The organism is Halomonas cibimaris, assembly GCF_039537045.1.
GTDB lineage: Bacteria > Pseudomonadota > Gammaproteobacteria > Pseudomonadales > Halomonadaceae > Vreelandella > Vreelandella cibimaris.
Window position 1 is genome coordinate 13049 of sequence record NZ_BAAAZT010000067.1, and the last position, 14099, is coordinate 27147.

Annotated in this window: 12 protein-coding genes; 1 reads left to right on the forward strand and 11 read right to left on the reverse strand. The window is 63.6% G+C overall.

From position 1 onward, the window contains the following. Window positions 1-23: 23 nt before the first annotated feature. Window positions 24-3257, reverse strand: coding sequence for an LAGLIDADG family homing endonuclease (locus tag ABD654_RS07310; protein WP_344703764.1), 3234 nt, complete (start codon window positions 3255-3257; stop codon window positions 24-26). Between the two features lie 300 nt (window positions 3258-3557). Between ABD654_RS07310 and ABD654_RS07315 the strand changes: the two genes are divergently transcribed. Beyond that, window positions 3558-4100 (forward strand): hypothetical protein, encoded by a 543-nt coding sequence (locus tag ABD654_RS07315; RefSeq protein WP_344703766.1) that lies wholly within the window; start codon window positions 3558-3560, stop codon window positions 4098-4100. Here the strand turns inward: ABD654_RS07315 and ABD654_RS07320 are convergent. The 10 genes from ABD654_RS07320 to cheY are packed head-to-tail and all read right to left on the reverse strand — an operon-like array spanning window position 4068 to window position 14064. Then, the gene (locus ABD654_RS07320) at window positions 4068-4754 is read right to left on the reverse strand and encodes an OmpA/MotB family protein (RefSeq protein ID WP_344703768.1); all 687 of its coding nucleotides are present in this window, start codon (window positions 4752-4754) and stop codon (window positions 4068-4070) included. The genes ABD654_RS07315 and ABD654_RS07320 overlap by 33 nt on opposite strands. Before the next feature lie 4 nt (window positions 4755-4758). Then, window positions 4759-5556 carry a motility protein A gene (locus ABD654_RS07325; protein WP_344703770.1) on the reverse strand — a complete coding sequence of 266 codons (798 nt, stop codon included), beginning with the start codon at window positions 5554-5556 and terminating at the stop codon, window positions 4759-4761. Between the two features lie 18 nt (window positions 5557-5574). Beyond that, window positions 5575-6291: an RNA polymerase sigma factor FliA gene (locus ABD654_RS07330; protein ID WP_344703772.1), complete on the reverse strand. Its 717-nt coding sequence runs from the start codon at window positions 6289-6291 to the stop codon at window positions 5575-5577. A 57-nt stretch (window positions 6292-6348) separates the two neighbouring features. Continuing rightward, window positions 6349-6762 carry a flagellar protein FlhE gene (locus ABD654_RS07335; RefSeq protein ID WP_344703774.1) on the reverse strand — a complete coding sequence of 138 codons (414 nt, stop codon included), beginning with the start codon at window positions 6760-6762 and terminating at the stop codon, window positions 6349-6351. A gap of 60 nt (window positions 6763-6822) precedes the next feature. After that, entirely contained in the window at window positions 6823-7368 is a 546-nt protein-coding gene (locus tag ABD654_RS07340; RefSeq protein ID WP_344703776.1) for a hypothetical protein, read from the reverse strand. Beyond that, entirely contained in the window at window positions 7365-9611 is a 2247-nt protein-coding gene (gene flhF / locus ABD654_RS07345; protein ID WP_344703778.1) for a flagellar biosynthesis GTPase FlhF, read from the reverse strand. The genes ABD654_RS07340 and flhF overlap by 4 nt, the downstream gene beginning before the upstream one ends. 52 nt (window positions 9612-9663) lie before the next feature. Further along, window positions 9664-11748, reverse strand: a complete 2085-nt coding sequence (flhA, locus tag ABD654_RS07350; RefSeq protein ID WP_344703780.1) for a flagellar biosynthesis protein FlhA — start codon at window positions 11746-11748, stop codon at window positions 9664-9666. Continuing rightward, on the reverse strand, window positions 11745-12902 hold the full coding sequence (gene flhB, locus ABD654_RS07355) for a flagellar biosynthesis protein FlhB (protein ID WP_344703782.1): 1158 nt from the start codon (window positions 12900-12902) through the stop codon (window positions 11745-11747). The genes flhA and flhB overlap by 4 nt, the downstream gene beginning before the upstream one ends. Window positions 12903-12941: 39 nt before the next feature. Next, window positions 12942-13637 (reverse strand): protein phosphatase CheZ, encoded by a 696-nt coding sequence (gene cheZ, locus ABD654_RS07360; RefSeq protein WP_344703784.1) that lies wholly within the window; start codon window positions 13635-13637, stop codon window positions 12942-12944. Window positions 13638-13674: 37 nt separating this feature from the next. Next, on the reverse strand, window positions 13675-14064 hold the full coding sequence (gene cheY / locus ABD654_RS07365) for a chemotaxis response regulator CheY (protein ID WP_344703786.1): 390 nt from the start codon (window positions 14062-14064) through the stop codon (window positions 13675-13677). Window positions 14065-14099: the final 35 nt, after the last annotated feature.

Consider the following 14099-nt stretch of genomic DNA (forward strand, 5'->3'; position numbering starts at 1 on the left):
GGGCGGCCCCGGGCGCGAGGCGCTTACCACTTGCCGTACGTGCCTTCTTTCAACGCATCAAACAGGTTGGCGGCGTTATGTTCCTCGCCATCGTAAATCACCGTGTCATTGCCGTTAAGCTCGACGGTTTCGCCGTTTTCCAGCTCGAATTCGTAGGTGGTGCTCTTGAGATCATCCTCGCGCACCAGCACGCCCTGAAACGCCTCGGGGTTGAAGCGAAACGTCGTGCAGCCCTTCAGCCGGCTTTCGTAGGCCTGCAGGTACAGGTCTTCAAACTGCTCGAAGGGGAACTCCGTGGGTACGTTCACCGTCTTGGAAATCGCCGAGTCGATCCACTGCTGGGCGGCGGCCTGTACCGCTACGTGCTGCTCGGGAGTGACGCTGTCGGCGGTGATGAAATAGCCCGGCAGATCACTTTCCACGGCGTCGGCGGCGATAAAGTGGCGGTATGCCGCAAGCTCGAACGACACCACCTCGACCTGCTCTTTGGTTTTCTTGCCGGTCTGGATGACGTTGCGGTAGTAGCGATGCGAGAACGACGGCTCAATACCGTTGGAGGCATTGTTGCCCATGGACAGCGAGATCGTTCCCGTCGGTGCAATCGAGCTGTGGTGGGTAAAGCGCGCGCCGTGCTCGGCAAGCGCTGTCACCAGCTCAGGGTCGCGCTCGGCGATCTTTTCCATATAGGCGCTGTAGCGGGCGTGCAGAATGCGCCCGGGCACCTTGTCGCCCACTTCGTAGCCGTCTTTGGCAAGCTGAGGGCGCTGGCGCAGCATCCGCGGGGTCAGCGTGTGCTCTTCTTCCAGCACCGGCGCCATGCCCTTTTCTTTTGCAAGCGCAAGCGCCTGTTTCCAGCCCTCGATGGCCAGATGCCGGCTCACCTCTTCGGTGAACTTAAGCGACTCCTTCGAGCCGTAGGGAATCTTGAGCATGGTCATGGTGGAGCCCAGCCCCAGAAAGCCCATGCCGTGGCGGCGCTTGGCTTCGATCTCGCGCTGCTGCTCGGGCAGCGGCAGCCCGGCGATTTCCACCACGTTATCCAGCATGCGGGTAAAGATCGCTACCACCTCGCGGTAGCGCTTCCAGTCAAAGCGCGGCTTGTCGCTGAACGGATCAATCACAAAGCGCGTCAGATTCACCGAACCCAGCAGGCATGCGCCTTCTGGCGGTAATGGCTGTTCACCGCAATTACCTGTCACCAACCCATTGAATATAAGGTTGTTTTTATCATTTTGGGTCGTATCAAAGACCGCTTCTTTACCGATATATTCAATCGAATCAATGCTTGCCGCATAAGACGTGTCGACAGCGCTTGAGCGCATGCTTTGCCACTCTTGGTACTTGCCGTTTTTACTCTCGGTCAGAAAGCCGATTTCCTGCATAAAGCGATCACGGGAGCTTGAGCCAATCAGCAGCTCGTAGTCGGCCTTGCACTGGTATTCACGCTGACCGCCGCGTCCGTCCGGGAGCATCCGCTGGCCGGCGTTACGCCGCTTGAGAATCCGGCAGAAGATACCGAAGTTGCTCAGCAGCATCTGTACCTCTTTAAGCAGCTGGGGCTCACCGGAGGCCAGACGAATGGTGCAGTAGGCGTTCTTGTCATCGCGCTGTACCGTGCCGTCGGCCTGAAATAGCCCGCGCAGGTATCCTTTAACGCACGCTTCGCTGCCCCGCCAAACCACTTCCGGCACCTTGAGCTTGGTGCTCCTGGTAAAACCGTAGTGCTCCAGCAGCCGCGCCAGAATCACCGAGCGGATAAACAGGTGCTGACGCTCGGCAACGGCAACCGGTGCTACCTGATATTGCCGGCCGTTTTGGGCGGAGTGGGCGATCAGTTCATTAATGTATTCCGCCGTGACGTCAGCCAGCGGCCGGTCTTCGCCCCAAAAGTTGACGCATACGGCTTCCTTGCCATTGCCGCGGTTGGTGAAGTGGCCGTCGCCAGCAATCAGCCCCAGCAAAGTGCCCAGCTTCTCGTTGCCCTCGGGGCCAAACTGGCCCTTGCCTGACTGCACCCAGATTTGATCGCCGACCTTGACGTCCTTCAGCGGAATCTTGCCCCGCTGGGTATAAAAGTCGTGCCAAGCCGTGGCTTTAATTTCATAGCCTTCACGAGTCGTCACTCGATATACATCGGCTTGTTGTGCCGTCATAAAAGCCGATACGGCGGGGCGTGTCTCCACGCCTTCGCTGCCGTTTTCCAGCGCCCTGCGATCTACGCTGACCTGCAGCTCGGCCCCACGCTGATACAGCTCGCCAATGGGCACTTGCCCAAACTGAGTATGCAGCCGCGTATCCGCCGTAACGCACGGATTGGTCGCGCGGATATCTTCGCAGAACCAGTTGTTGTTCAGGCGGTTGACCTGGTCGATGAGGATAAAGCCCGGCTCGGCGTAGTCGTAGGTGGAGGCCATGATGGTGTCCCACAGCTCCCGGGCCTTGATCACCTCGACGATGCGGCAGGCCACGCGGCCCTCACTATCCACGGTGTAGCCGTCTTCGATCACCGGCCAGTCACGGTAAATGATCTCATCTTCACTGACGTCGTCTTTCTCACCCGGGTGCAGCGGGAACGCCAGCGGCCAGTCGGCCTTTTGCTTGACCGCTTCCATGAACTCATCGGTAATCAAAAGCGAGAGGTTGAACTGGCGCAGCCGGCCGGCTTCGCGCTTGGCCTGGATGAACTCGCGCACGTCCGGATGGCCCACATCGAAGGTGCCCATCTGCGCGCCGCGCCGGCCGCCGGCGGAGGCCACGGTGAAGCACATCTTGTCGTAGATATCCATGAACGCCAGCGGGCCGTTGGTACCGGCACCGGCGCCGAACACAAAGGCCCCCTTGTGGCGCAGGGTAGAGAAGTCGTAGCCGATGCCGGCGCCGGATTTCAGCGTCATGCCCGCGTCCACCACGGAATCGAGGATATCGCGCATGGAGTCGCGGATGGTGCGCGACACGGTGCAGTTGATCAGGCTTACCGCAGGCTTGTAGGCTTCTGCGCCGGCATTGGATAAAATCCGCCCGGCGGGCACCGCACCGTTTTCCAGCGCCCAGCGAAACTTGGGCAGCCACTGCTTGGCCTTGTCACCTTCCACCTCGGCCAGCGCCCGGGCCACCCGCTCAAAGGTGGCGTTAACGTCGCCGTCCACCGGCTCGCCGTGGCGGTCCTTGAGGCGATATTTGGCATCCCAGATTTCCCGCGAGGGGGCCTGCAGCGGCACATCGTTGGACGACTTAACGGCCTTGGCAGCAGTACTCATGACGCAAAACTCCTTCCCCTCGGGGGAATAAAAAGACGACTAAACGGCGGCATTATACGTAGTGGCGTGCGGAAGTACAGAAGCGCAGCTTCATCAATATAGAGCAAAAAATTGCAGAAATGTTACTACATATAGTTATCAAGGCAATTTTACGCGGCAAAACAATCGCCTGGCTGTTACTCCGACACGCCTCGCTATAGGCTTGGGCAGCTGGCCGCCGGCACCCAGGTTTCGTTTCCACCATCACAGGCAGACACTTCGATGACACAGCACCGGCAGTACGCCCTACGCACAAAGCGGATGATGATTTTCGCCGCGCTGATTGCCGGCATGCTCACTGGCGGCAATGCCCAAGCAGCGGCGTTCGACGTAAGCGATGTGGCTACCCACGGCGACTGGCAGACGGCCACGCTTTCCCGCGAGACGACGGATACTCAGGAGCGGCACTTTCGCGCCGTGGAAACCGCCAGCTACAGCGACGCCAGTTTGAGCGTGAACGCCACAGCCGGCGTCTGCGATATGCCCTGGCTGGAGATGCGGGTAGCGCTCAAAGGAGAAAAGCAGACCGCCGCACTTGTGCCGGCGCGGGTGCGAGTAGACGATAAAACCCTGCACACCCCGGTTGCCGAGTTTTTTACCCAGCCGGAAAACGACGGTTTCTACGCGCACTTCTATCTGCATCACCCCGGTGAGCTGTTTGACGAAATGCGCGAAGGCGAGCAGCTATTTTTAGGCTTTGAGCAAAAGGGAAAGGCGCCCTGGTACATGATTTTCCAGCTCGACGGCGCCGGCGCCGCCATGAACCAGGCGCTAGCGCGCTGCCGTCGCGCGTCCGGCGTCTGAGACCCGGCGCAGCACCAGCTCTACGCGGCGGTTGGCCGCCCGCCCCTTCGGCGTGGCGTTGCTTTCCAGCGGCCGGGTCGCGGCGTAGCCCACCGCGCGCATGTGCTCAGCGTCAAGCCCCTGGCCCTGCAGATAGCGCAGCACCGCAATGGCCCGGGCAGCGGAAAGCTCCCAGTTGGAGGGATAGCGCGACGTGGCAATGGGCACGTTATCGGTGTGACCTTCAATGGATATCTGGCCGTCAAAGCTGGCCAGCACATCCACCAGGCTTGCCACCACGCCACGCCCCTGATCGGTCAGCCGCGCCCGGCCGCTGGCAAACAGCAGGCTGTCGTCGATGCGCAGCGTCACGCTTGCCTGGCCCTGGCTTACGTCAACGCCGGGGATGCTCAGCCCGGAAAACGCCGGCTCAAGGCCGCTGTGTCGGGGCTTGATGCCGGTGGCCAGCGCCGTCAGCGAAAACGCCGGTACGCCGGCAGATGCCTGCTCGCGGCGCTGGCTGTTCTCGCCGCCGGGCGGCGCCAGCGCCAGCAGCAGCACAAACAGCGTAACCAGCAGCGTCAGCACATCCAGATAGCTGGTCAGCCAGCTTTCATCGTCGCCGCTGTCCGTGGGCGGCGGCTCAAGCGTGCGGCGCGTATCCCGGTCGAGCATGGCGCTATTCCTTTTTCCGTGCTTTCACTCCGGGATCGCGAATTTCGTCGTGATAGTTGGCCACAAAGGAGTTCAGCGTTTCTTCGATAAACGACGGCAGGCGGCGCTTGGTGATCAGCGAAATGCCCTCCAGCACCATGTTCATGGTGATCAAGCGCTCTTCGGTGCGCCGCTCAAGCTTGACGGCAATGGGCTTGAAAATCAGGTTGGCCAGCAAAATGCCGTAGAAGGTGGTCAGCAGTGCCACCGCCATACGCGGGCCGATAACGTCCAGGTCCCCGGCGTCCATCACCTCCAGCATGTTCACCAGCCCCACCAGCGTGCCGATCATGCCAAACGCCGGGGCATAGGTGGCCATGGTGCGAAAAATCTGCGCCTCGGCGTGCTCCCGGGCTTTCAGCCGGGCAATGCGCCAACGCAGCATGTCGAAAATCTCGTCTTCCTTGGTATTGGCAATCACCAGCTGAATGCCCGAGCGCAGAAAGGGGTTGCGGGTATACTGCAGCTGCTCTTCCACCGCGCGCACATCCCCCTTGAACCACAGCCGCGACATGTCCACCAGTTCTTTGATGTCGTCGCGCACATAGGTGTTTTCCCGCCGGAACACCACGCCCACCAGGCGCACCACGCGCACCACCTCACGCAGCGGGTAGCTGATGAAGGTGGCCGCCAGGGTGCCGGTCACGACAATGGCAAGCCCCGGCAGGTTGACAAAGCTCCCGGGGGATTCTGCGGTAAAAAACAAAACGCTCACCAGCAGTACGATGCTGGCAAACATGCCGATCAGCGTTGACGGGTTCATCGACGGCTCCTTGCCGGATTAAATATCTGTGGATCGGGCCGATTCGTGCAGCTTGGCCCGCAGCCGGCTGACCGCCTGGCTGTGGAGCTGAGAGACCCGAGACTCGGTAACGCCGAGCACCGCCCCCACCTCCTTGAGGTTGAGCTCTTCTTGATAGTAAAGCGCCATCAGCAGTTTTTCGCGCTCGGGCAGTGCGTCGATGGCGGCGGTGAGCCGGGCACGCTGCTGCCGGTCCAGCAAGGCGTTGAACGGCAGGCCGGCATCCGCGCTGGCGGCGGGCTCGCCGCTGTCAGCCACCACCTCTTCGTAGGGCAGCAGATAGCCGTTGTTGGTGTCGTGAAGCAGCTTTTGATAGTCGGCCAGCGCCATGTCGAGTTCGCCGGCGATCTCGGTTTCCTCGGGTGCGCGCCCCAGCCGCTGCTCCAGCCGGCGCACGGCTTCATCTACCGAGCGCGACGCCCGGCGCACGCTGCGCGGCAGCCAGTCCCGGGTGCGCAGCTCATCCATCATCGCCCCGCGGATGCGCTGGCTGGCAAAGGTGGCGAAGCTGGCACCCTGGCTGGCATCAAAGCGGCTCAGCGCTTCCAGCAGGCCGACCGTACCGGCCTGGATCAAATCGTCAAGCTCGATGCTGGCCGGCAGCCTGACCTGAAGGCTGAGCGCCTGGCGCCTGACCAGCGGCATGTACGCGCCCAGCTGGTCCTGCTGTTGGTATCTGCCTTGTGCTGTATACATCGTCTCGTCTCACGGCCCCTGGTCATCGTTATCCCGGCATGTTACTGCCGCGCCGGGTCAGCGGAAGCTGACGATTAGCTGCATGCCCTCGATTTGAAACGGCGGCTGTCCGGGCGGCAAACGAAAGCGGAAATATAGCGGTGCCCCGGCGCGGTAGCCGGCAAACGCCCGGGTGGCCCCGCGCCGGCCTGCAAGCGCTACGCAGCCCCGGGGATGGCACAGCCAGGCATCAACGCTTTTACCGGGCGGCGTGGCAAAGCGCCACTGCACGCGTTCAATGGCGCGGCCGTCCGCGTGGGCCGCAGCCGGCGGCGCAACGCGGCGGGTGGCCGTCGAGCGGTCGCTCATGGCCACCGTCGTCGCCGGCACTGCCGCCACCCAGCTGCCGGTAGCGGCTATAGCCGCCGCCGGCAGCCCAACGCTTAACACAAACAGCGCGACCAGCATGGCCGTGCCTTGTCTTCTTTGCATTGCGCTCTCCTGACGGCTTCTTTCCGGCGGCGCTGGCGACAAAATAACGCCTTTTTGCGCTTATTGAGCCAAAATCAGCAGCTTCACGCCGACATAGCAACGCGCTGCATCGTGCAAGTTATCCAGCAAACCGGCGCGTGGCAAGTGCGGCTCGTGCAGTGCCAGCAGGCGCCGGGGGCCGCCGTTTTGGGCCAGCTGGCGCAAGGTGCGATAGGTGTCGGTGAAGGCATCCGCGTTGCTCTCGACCCACAGGGCCCAGCGCGCATGCTCTCGCGTCAGGCGGGGTAGCGCCGGGTCATCGGGCATTACCAGGCGCACGTCCCAGTCGTCCGGGGCGCCTGCCCAGCGCCGCCCCAGCGCGGCCCACTGGCCTAGCCGCGCCTTGACGCGCTCGACGTAGCGCGGCCCGCGCCCGGGAAGCCCCACAACCATCAATACGGTGCGCCGGCGCGCAGGCCGGGCGTTAACCACCGGCGCTTCGGCGGCCGGCGCGGCCGGGGTCGCCGGTAGCGGCGCTTCCTGAGCGCTGTCGTCGGCCTGATGACGGCGCTGCAGGCTGGCCCATTGGCGCAGCCCGGCGGCCTGATCACGGGGGGAAGCGCTCACGCCACGCCCTCCCGGCTGACGCTGCTTAGCTGGCGAATGGCATCCCGGGCCATGAGCGCATGAAGCAGGGCATCAAGCAGAGCCGTATCGCGCCGGCGCGGGCGAGCCCCCGAAAGCGCCAGCAGGTCGTGGCGCAGCGCCGCGGCTTCGTCGTCGTCGGCTGCGTCCAGATGGTGGGCCGCCGCCGCCGCGCCGCTGGCCATGAGCAGGCGCACCTCGGTCGTGACCTCGCCGCCGTCGTCGTCTTTGAGCTGGCGAAAGGCGCGCCGGGTCAGCGGCCCAACCCCTTCCCCCTGCAGCTGGGTCAGCAAAAGCGAAAGCGCCTCGGACCCCAGCCGGCGCGGCGTCAGCCAGTAGCGACGCACCACGATTTTTGCGCTTTCCGGATCGCACACTTCTCCGTACCACCCGAGCATCGCTGTGCCCCTGTCGTCGGTAACTTCGGCGTAGACGTTTTTCAGCTGCATGGGGCGCGCGCGAAAGCGCACGTCGACCTGATGGGTCGGCGTGCTGTCGGCAAACAGCTGGCGCAGCGTCAAACGTTGCCCGCCGTCGTAGACTCGCTGAGCCCCGCTCACCTGGCTGACCCAGGTCAGGCGGGCGTCTTCCAGCCAGTCTCGCGTGGCCCCGTCAGGCAATGCGGGCAGCAGGTGCACCGCAACGCCTGCCTGCTCGGTCAGCTCGGCGAGCCGCGCCTGCCAGCCGGCAGGCCGGCGATTTTGCAGCCAGGGCAGCGCCAGCGCCGCGCCGTCGGGGTCAAGCCCCATATCCGGCAGCGCCCAGTCGCAGCCGCGCTCGTTGCGCCGCGGCGACCAGCGCATGCCCAGCACCGTGTCGGCGGGCGGATAGTGCGCCAGCAGCCGATCGAGCCGCGTGCTCTGCACCGCGCGCGGCAGCGCCGCCAAATCCCAGCACTGTTCCAGGGCGTCAAAACCGCCCACCCGGGCACGCAGCCGCGTGAGCACCGAGGCCAGCCGCCGGCCCTGGCCCAGCACGTCCCGCGACCAGCGGGGCAGGCGCAGCGGCGCAGGCGGCGCCTTGTCGCCGTCAGCGCCGTGGGCAGCGGCGCTCTCCAGCGCCTGGGATATCAGCGCCGAAGCATTGGCCGGCGCCATGTCTTCCGGCACGCGCTGGCCGTGGGAGCCAAACAGCACGCGCAGGCCGTGGCGCATGGTAATATCCAGCACCGGCCCCAGCCGGCCGGCCTCGTCTTGTTTGGTAATAACGCAGTCGTCCAGCGCTGCGCCGGCCGCACGGGCGGCCTGGCGATAGCGCAACACCACCTCTTCCAGAGTTTCAGGCTGGCTGGCGGCGTTGAGCAGCAGCGCCATGCGCACGTCTGCGTGACCGCCCTGCAGCTGGGCAATCTGCTCGATCACGCGCTGGTCGCGCTGGCTCATGCCCACGGTGTCGATGATGACCCAGCGCTTGCCTTCCAGCTGCACAAGCAGCTCATCGATGGACTGCTCGGCGTCCAGCGCGTGCATGGGAATATCCAGCAGGCCGGCATAGATGCGCAGCTGCTCGTGGGCGCCGATACGAAAGCTGTCGGTGGTCACCAGCGCCACCGGCTCGGTGCCGTGGCGCATGACAAAGCGGGCGGCGAGCTTGGCGGTGGTGGTGGTCTTGCCCACCCCGGTGGGGCCCACCAGCGCCACGATACCGGGGCGATCAAAAAAAGCCTGCTCTTCTTCCAGCACGGCCAGCCGCGCCGTGAGCTGCTCACGCAGCCAGGCCAGGGGCGCATCGCTGTCGTCGGGCTCGGCGGCCGTTTCCGGCGGCAGTGCGGCCAAAAGCTCGGCGGCCATCTCGTCGCTGATGCCGATATCGCTGAGCAGCCGCTGCAGGCGCGCCGGCCAGCTCGGCGCCGCCGGCGAGGCCGTGGCGGCCGTGCTGCCGGCCAGCAGCGTGCGCATCTCCTGCATTTCCTGAAGCAGCCGCGCGCTCATCGTAGTCATCGCATCGGCCGTGGCACCCGGCGCGTCTGCGCTGTGCTCTGCGGGCAAGGCCTGCCGAGCCTCGCGGTGCAGCCGGGCGTAGTCAGCGCCGGGCGGTTCAGACGCGGCCGGCGCGGTGTCCGTGTCGGGTGCCGCGCCGGCCACCGCCGAGTCGGCCATGGCAAGAATTTCCACACCGCCCTCGGTGCGGCGGTTGGCAACGATCAGCGCATCGTCACCGAGCGCCGCGCGCACCTGGCGCATGACCTCGCGGCTTGTGGCACCCACGAAACGTTTTACGCTCATGTTTCATCCTTTGCCTGGGTAACGTGTTGCAGTATACGCACGACCGCCGCGGCTACTGCCCGCCCACTATAGTAACCACGCGCAGGGTGCGGTCATCAGGAATTTCCGCCTGGGACATCACCACCAGCTGGCGCAGCCGGCGGCGCAAGAAGCGCGCAAGCACCGCGCGCAGCGAGTGCTGCACGACCAGCACCGGCGGCTCGCCGGCGTTTTCGTGGCGGCCCAGGGCCTGCTCGGCCTGATTCATCAGGGTATCCGCAAGCCCCGGCTCCATGGCGCCGTTGCCGCTCATGGCCTGCAGCAGGATCTGCTCCAGCTGGCCGTCCAGCCCCATGACGTTGAGCGTCTCCTGGCCGGCAAACCACTGCTGGGTAATCGCCCGGCCCAGCGCCACGCGCACAAGCGAGGTCAGCTCGCCGACGTCCTGCTGCTGGGGCGCGTATTCGGCCAGGGTATCCAGCACGGTGCGCATATCGCGGATGGAGACGTCTTCATCCAGCAGGTTTTGCAAGATGCGCTGCAGCACGGTGAGCGAAATGGCCTTGGGCACGACTTCCTCGACCAGCGCCTTTTGCTCTTCGCCAAGCTTGTCGAGCAGCTTTTGCACTTCCTGACGGCCGAGCATTTCCGGCGAATGGCGATGCAGCAGGTGGTTGAGGTGAGTGGCAATCACGGTGCTGGCGTCCACCACGGTATAGCCGTATACCTGGGCGTGTTCGCGCTGGCCGCTGTCAATCCATACCGCCGGCAGGCCGAACGCCGGGTCCTGGGTGGCCGTGCCCTGCAGCTCGCCGGACACCTGGCCCGGATCAATCGCCAGCCATTTGCCCGGCTGGGCCTCGGCGCGGCCGATTTCCGCCCCCTTGAGCGTTAGCACATAGGCGTTGGGGTCAAGCTCCAGATTATCGCGGATGTGGACCACCGGCGGCAAAAACCCAACGTCCTGGGCGAACTTCTTGCGCACGCTTTTAATACGCCCCAAAAGCTCGCCCTGCTGGCGAGCGTCCACCAGCGGAATCAGCCGGTGGCCCACTTCAAGCCCCAGGGTGTCTACCAGCTGCACGTCATCCCAGCTGGCTTCCGGGGCTTCCTGCGCCGCCGGCGGCGGCTCGGCTGCCATGTCCTGTTCGACCAGCTGCTGGTCCCGGCGGCGGATCAAAAACCACGCCAGCCCCGCCAGCAGCAGGGTGAAGATGATAAACACCAGGTTGGGCATGCCGGGAATCACGCCCAGCAGGCCCATGACAACGGCGGCCAGAATCATCACCTGCGGGTTGACGAACAGCTGGCTCATCATCTGCTGGCCGACGTCCTGATCGGTGTTGACCCGAGAAACCGTAACGCCGGCGGCGGTAGAGATCACCAACGCCGGAATCTGCGCGACCAGGCCGTCGCCGATGGTCAGCAGGGTATAGGTCTGGCCGGCATCGGCAAAGCTCATGCCGTGCTGGAGCATGCCGATCAAAAGCCCGCCGATGACGTTGACCACCATGATCACCAGCCCGGCCATGGCGTCGCCGCGGACGAACTTGCTGGCGCCGTCCATGGAGCCGTAGAAGTCGGCTTCCTGAGCGACTTCTTCACGGCGCTTTTTGGCATCTTCTTCGCCGATCAGCCCGGCGTTCAAGTCGGCGTCGATGGCCATCTGCTTGCCGGGCATGGCGTCGAGCATAAAGCGCGCGCCGACTTCGGCAATACGTCCCGCACCTTTGGTAATGACCATGAAGTTGATCACCACCAGAATCAAAAACACCACCAGGCCCACGGCAAAGTTGCCGCCGACCAGAAACGTACCGAAGGCTTCGATGACCTTCCCCGCCGCATCGCCCCCCTCATGGCCTTTCATCAGCACCACGCGGGTAGAGGCGACGTTAAGCGACAGCCGCAACAGCGTGGTAAACAGCAAAACGGCGGGAAAGGCGGCAAAATCCAGCGGCTTTTCCGCAAACATGCTGACCAGCAGAACCAGAACCGCCAGCGCGATATTGAAGGTAAACAGCAGATCCAGGATGAAAGGCGGCAGGGGCAGAATCATCATGCCCAGAATCATCAGGATCAAAAGCGGCCCGGCGAGCAGCTTCATGCGCACATCGCCCATCCAGCCACGCTGGTTAAACAGCTGGGTCATGCTTTTCATGAGGCTGCCTCACCGCCGGCCTGGCGGCTGTCCATTTCCGGGGGTACCGGAAGATTGCTCGGGGTCGGGGGCACCTCGCCTCCTTGGTCTGACGCGTGCTTCAGGCGATACGCCCAGGCCATGACTTCGGCCACGGCGGTGTACAGCTGGGCAGGAATTTCCGCGTCCAGATCCACGTGATGGTACAGCGCCCGGGCCAGCGGTGCGGCCTCCAGGCGGGGAATACGGGCGTCTTCACCCACCTCGCGTATCTTGGCGGCCACGGCATCGGCGCCTTTGGCCACCAGCCGGGGAGCGCCCATCTGCCCTTCCTGGTATTTCAGCGCGACGGCGTAGTGGGTCGGGTTGGTGATGACCACATCGGCCTCGGGCACCTGACTCATCATGCGTCCGCGGGCCATGGCCTGCTGCTGCTGGCGAATGCGGCCCTTGACCTGGGGGTCGCCTTCGGATTCCTTGTGCTCGCGCTTGACCTCGTCTTTGCTCATACGCAGCTTTTTGGCGTGGCTGTAGAGCTGGAACGGCACGTCGATAAGAATCACCACGATCAGCGACAGCACCATCAGCCCCGCCGCCTGAGCGGCCATCATGAGCGCGGTGGCCAGGCCCTGGCGCACCGGCAGGTCCATCAAGGAAAGAAACTTGCCGATATTGAAGTACAAAAACGCCGCCACTACGCTGCCCACCAATACCGACTTGGCCAGCGCCTTGGCCAGCTCGATCAGCGCCTGCAGGGCAAACATGCGCTTGATCCCCGAAAGCGGGTTGAGCTTGGAGATTTTCGGCTGCATGGACTTGGCCGATATCAGCCAGCCGCCCAAAAGCGCCGGTGCCACCAGTGCGATGACGGTCAGCAGCAAAAACAGCGGCAGCATGGAAAACAGCATCTGCTTGCCGGCATTCAGCGCGACCACCAGCATGGGGGTGGTTTCCAGCGCCTGGCGGCGGTCAAACACAAACGCCTGCTCCATGATCGCGCCCAGCTGGTCGTAGAGCGCAGGCCCCATGCCGGCAAGGCCGATAACGCCGCCGAGCAGCATCAAAAACGTGGTCAGCTCCCGGGAGCGGGGTACCTGACCTTCTTCGCGCGCCTTTTCTTCTCGTCGGGGCGTGGCCTCTTCGGTTTTTTCCTCGTCGCTGTCGCTATCTGCCATGGCTGCCTGCTGGTGTAAAACGCCCCGCGCCCGGCAGGGTTAAAATCCCAGATTGTCGAGCAGGTCGTCGACCTGATCCTGGTCGGATACGACGTCGGGCACATCATCCTTGACTTGCGGGCCGTTCAAAAGCTCGTCGTCGCGTCGTGCACTGTCGCTTTTCCACTGATCCTCGGCCTTGCGCTGCAGGGTTTTCCGTGCCTGGGCTTCGGGCATGCTGTCGATGAGCACCTGGACGAGCTGCTGTTCGATCGCGCGGATCACGTCCATCATCTTTTTGATCACCTGGCCTGTCAGGTCCTGAAAGTCCTGGGCCATCATGATTTCCAGCAGCTCTTTATGGGTGGCGGCGGTCATATCCGGCACCTCACCGAGGTACGCCCGGGTGTCTTTGACCAGCGCCTTGGCATCGCCCAGCTCCTGCGGGGCCTGAAACCACGCATCCCAGCGGGCATCCAGCTTTTGGGCAGCTTCACTGAGCCGGTCTTGCACAGGCTGGGCGCGATCGATGGCGTTCAGCGAGCGCTCGGCGGCCTGTTCGGTCATCGCCGCTACGTAATGAAGGCGATCGCGAGCGTCGGGAATGGCCTCGGCGGCCTTTTCCACCTCTTTGTCCAGGCCCAGTTCGCGCATGTTCTCGTGGAGCATACGCGTCAGCTTGCCAATACGCTGAATCAGTTCTTCGGGGGCCTCTTCAGACGGCTTGGCAAAACCGCTCGGCTTATGCTGGCTCATGGTCATGTCTCCCTGCTTTCCCGCACTGTGTCACCGCTTATTTACCCATCTTGTCGAAAATCTTGTTGAGCTTTTCTTCCAGCGTGGCGGCGGTAAAGGGTTTGACCACGTAGCCGTTGGCTCCGGCCTGGGCGGCGGCGATAATGTTTTCCTTTTTGGCCTCGGCCGTTACCATCAGCACCGGCAAGTCTTTAAGCGCATCGTCCTGGCGAATTTCCTTGAGCATTTCCAGCCCGTCCAGGTTGGGCATGTTCCAGTCGGATACGACAAACTCGAAATTGCCCGCCCGCAGTTTGTTCAGCGCATCCTGGCCGTCTTCTGCTTCTTCCACGTTGGTAAAGCCAAGCTCTTTGAGCAGGCTGCGCACGATGCGGCGCATGGTGGGAAAATCGTCGATCACCAGAAAACTCATGTTCTTGTCGGCCATTGCGTTTCCTCTTGCGTACAGTTGGTATTCATGGC

Bases quoted from the DNA above. Each gene is read 5' to 3' on its own strand.
- ABD654_RS07310 (WP_344703764.1), bottom strand. From the start codon at position 3,257: ATGAGTACTGCTGCCAAGGCCGTTAAGTCGTCCAACGATGTGCCGCTG.
- ABD654_RS07315 (WP_344703766.1), top strand. From the start codon at position 3,558: ATGATGATTTTCGCCGCGCTGATTGCCGGCATGCTCACTGGCGGCAAT.
- ABD654_RS07320 (WP_344703768.1), bottom strand. From the start codon at position 4,754: ATGCTCGACCGGGATACGCGCCGCACGCTTGAGCCGCCGCCCACGGAC.
- ABD654_RS07325 (WP_344703770.1), bottom strand. From the start codon at position 5,556: ATGAACCCGTCAACGCTGATCGGCATGTTTGCCAGCATCGTACTGCTG.
- ABD654_RS07330 (WP_344703772.1), bottom strand. From the start codon at position 6,291: ATGTATACAGCACAAGGCAGATACCAACAGCAGGACCAGCTGGGCGCG.
- ABD654_RS07335 (WP_344703774.1), bottom strand. From the start codon at position 6,762: ATGCAAAGAAGACAAGGCACGGCCATGCTGGTCGCGCTGTTTGTGTTA.
- flhF (WP_344703778.1), bottom strand. From the start codon at position 9,611: ATGAGCGTAAAACGTTTCGTGGGTGCCACAAGCCGCGAGGTCATGCGC.
- flhA (WP_344703780.1), bottom strand. From the start codon at position 11,748: ATGAAAAGCATGACCCAGCTGTTTAACCAGCGTGGCTGGATGGGCGAT.
- flhB (WP_344703782.1), bottom strand. From the start codon at position 12,902: ATGGCAGATAGCGACAGCGACGAGGAAAAAACCGAAGAGGCCACGCCC.
- cheZ (WP_344703784.1), bottom strand. From the start codon at position 13,637: ATGAGCCAGCATAAGCCGAGCGGTTTTGCCAAGCCGTCTGAAGAGGCC.
- cheY (WP_344703786.1), bottom strand. From the start codon at position 14,064: ATGGCCGACAAGAACATGAGTTTTCTGGTGATCGACGATTTTCCCACC.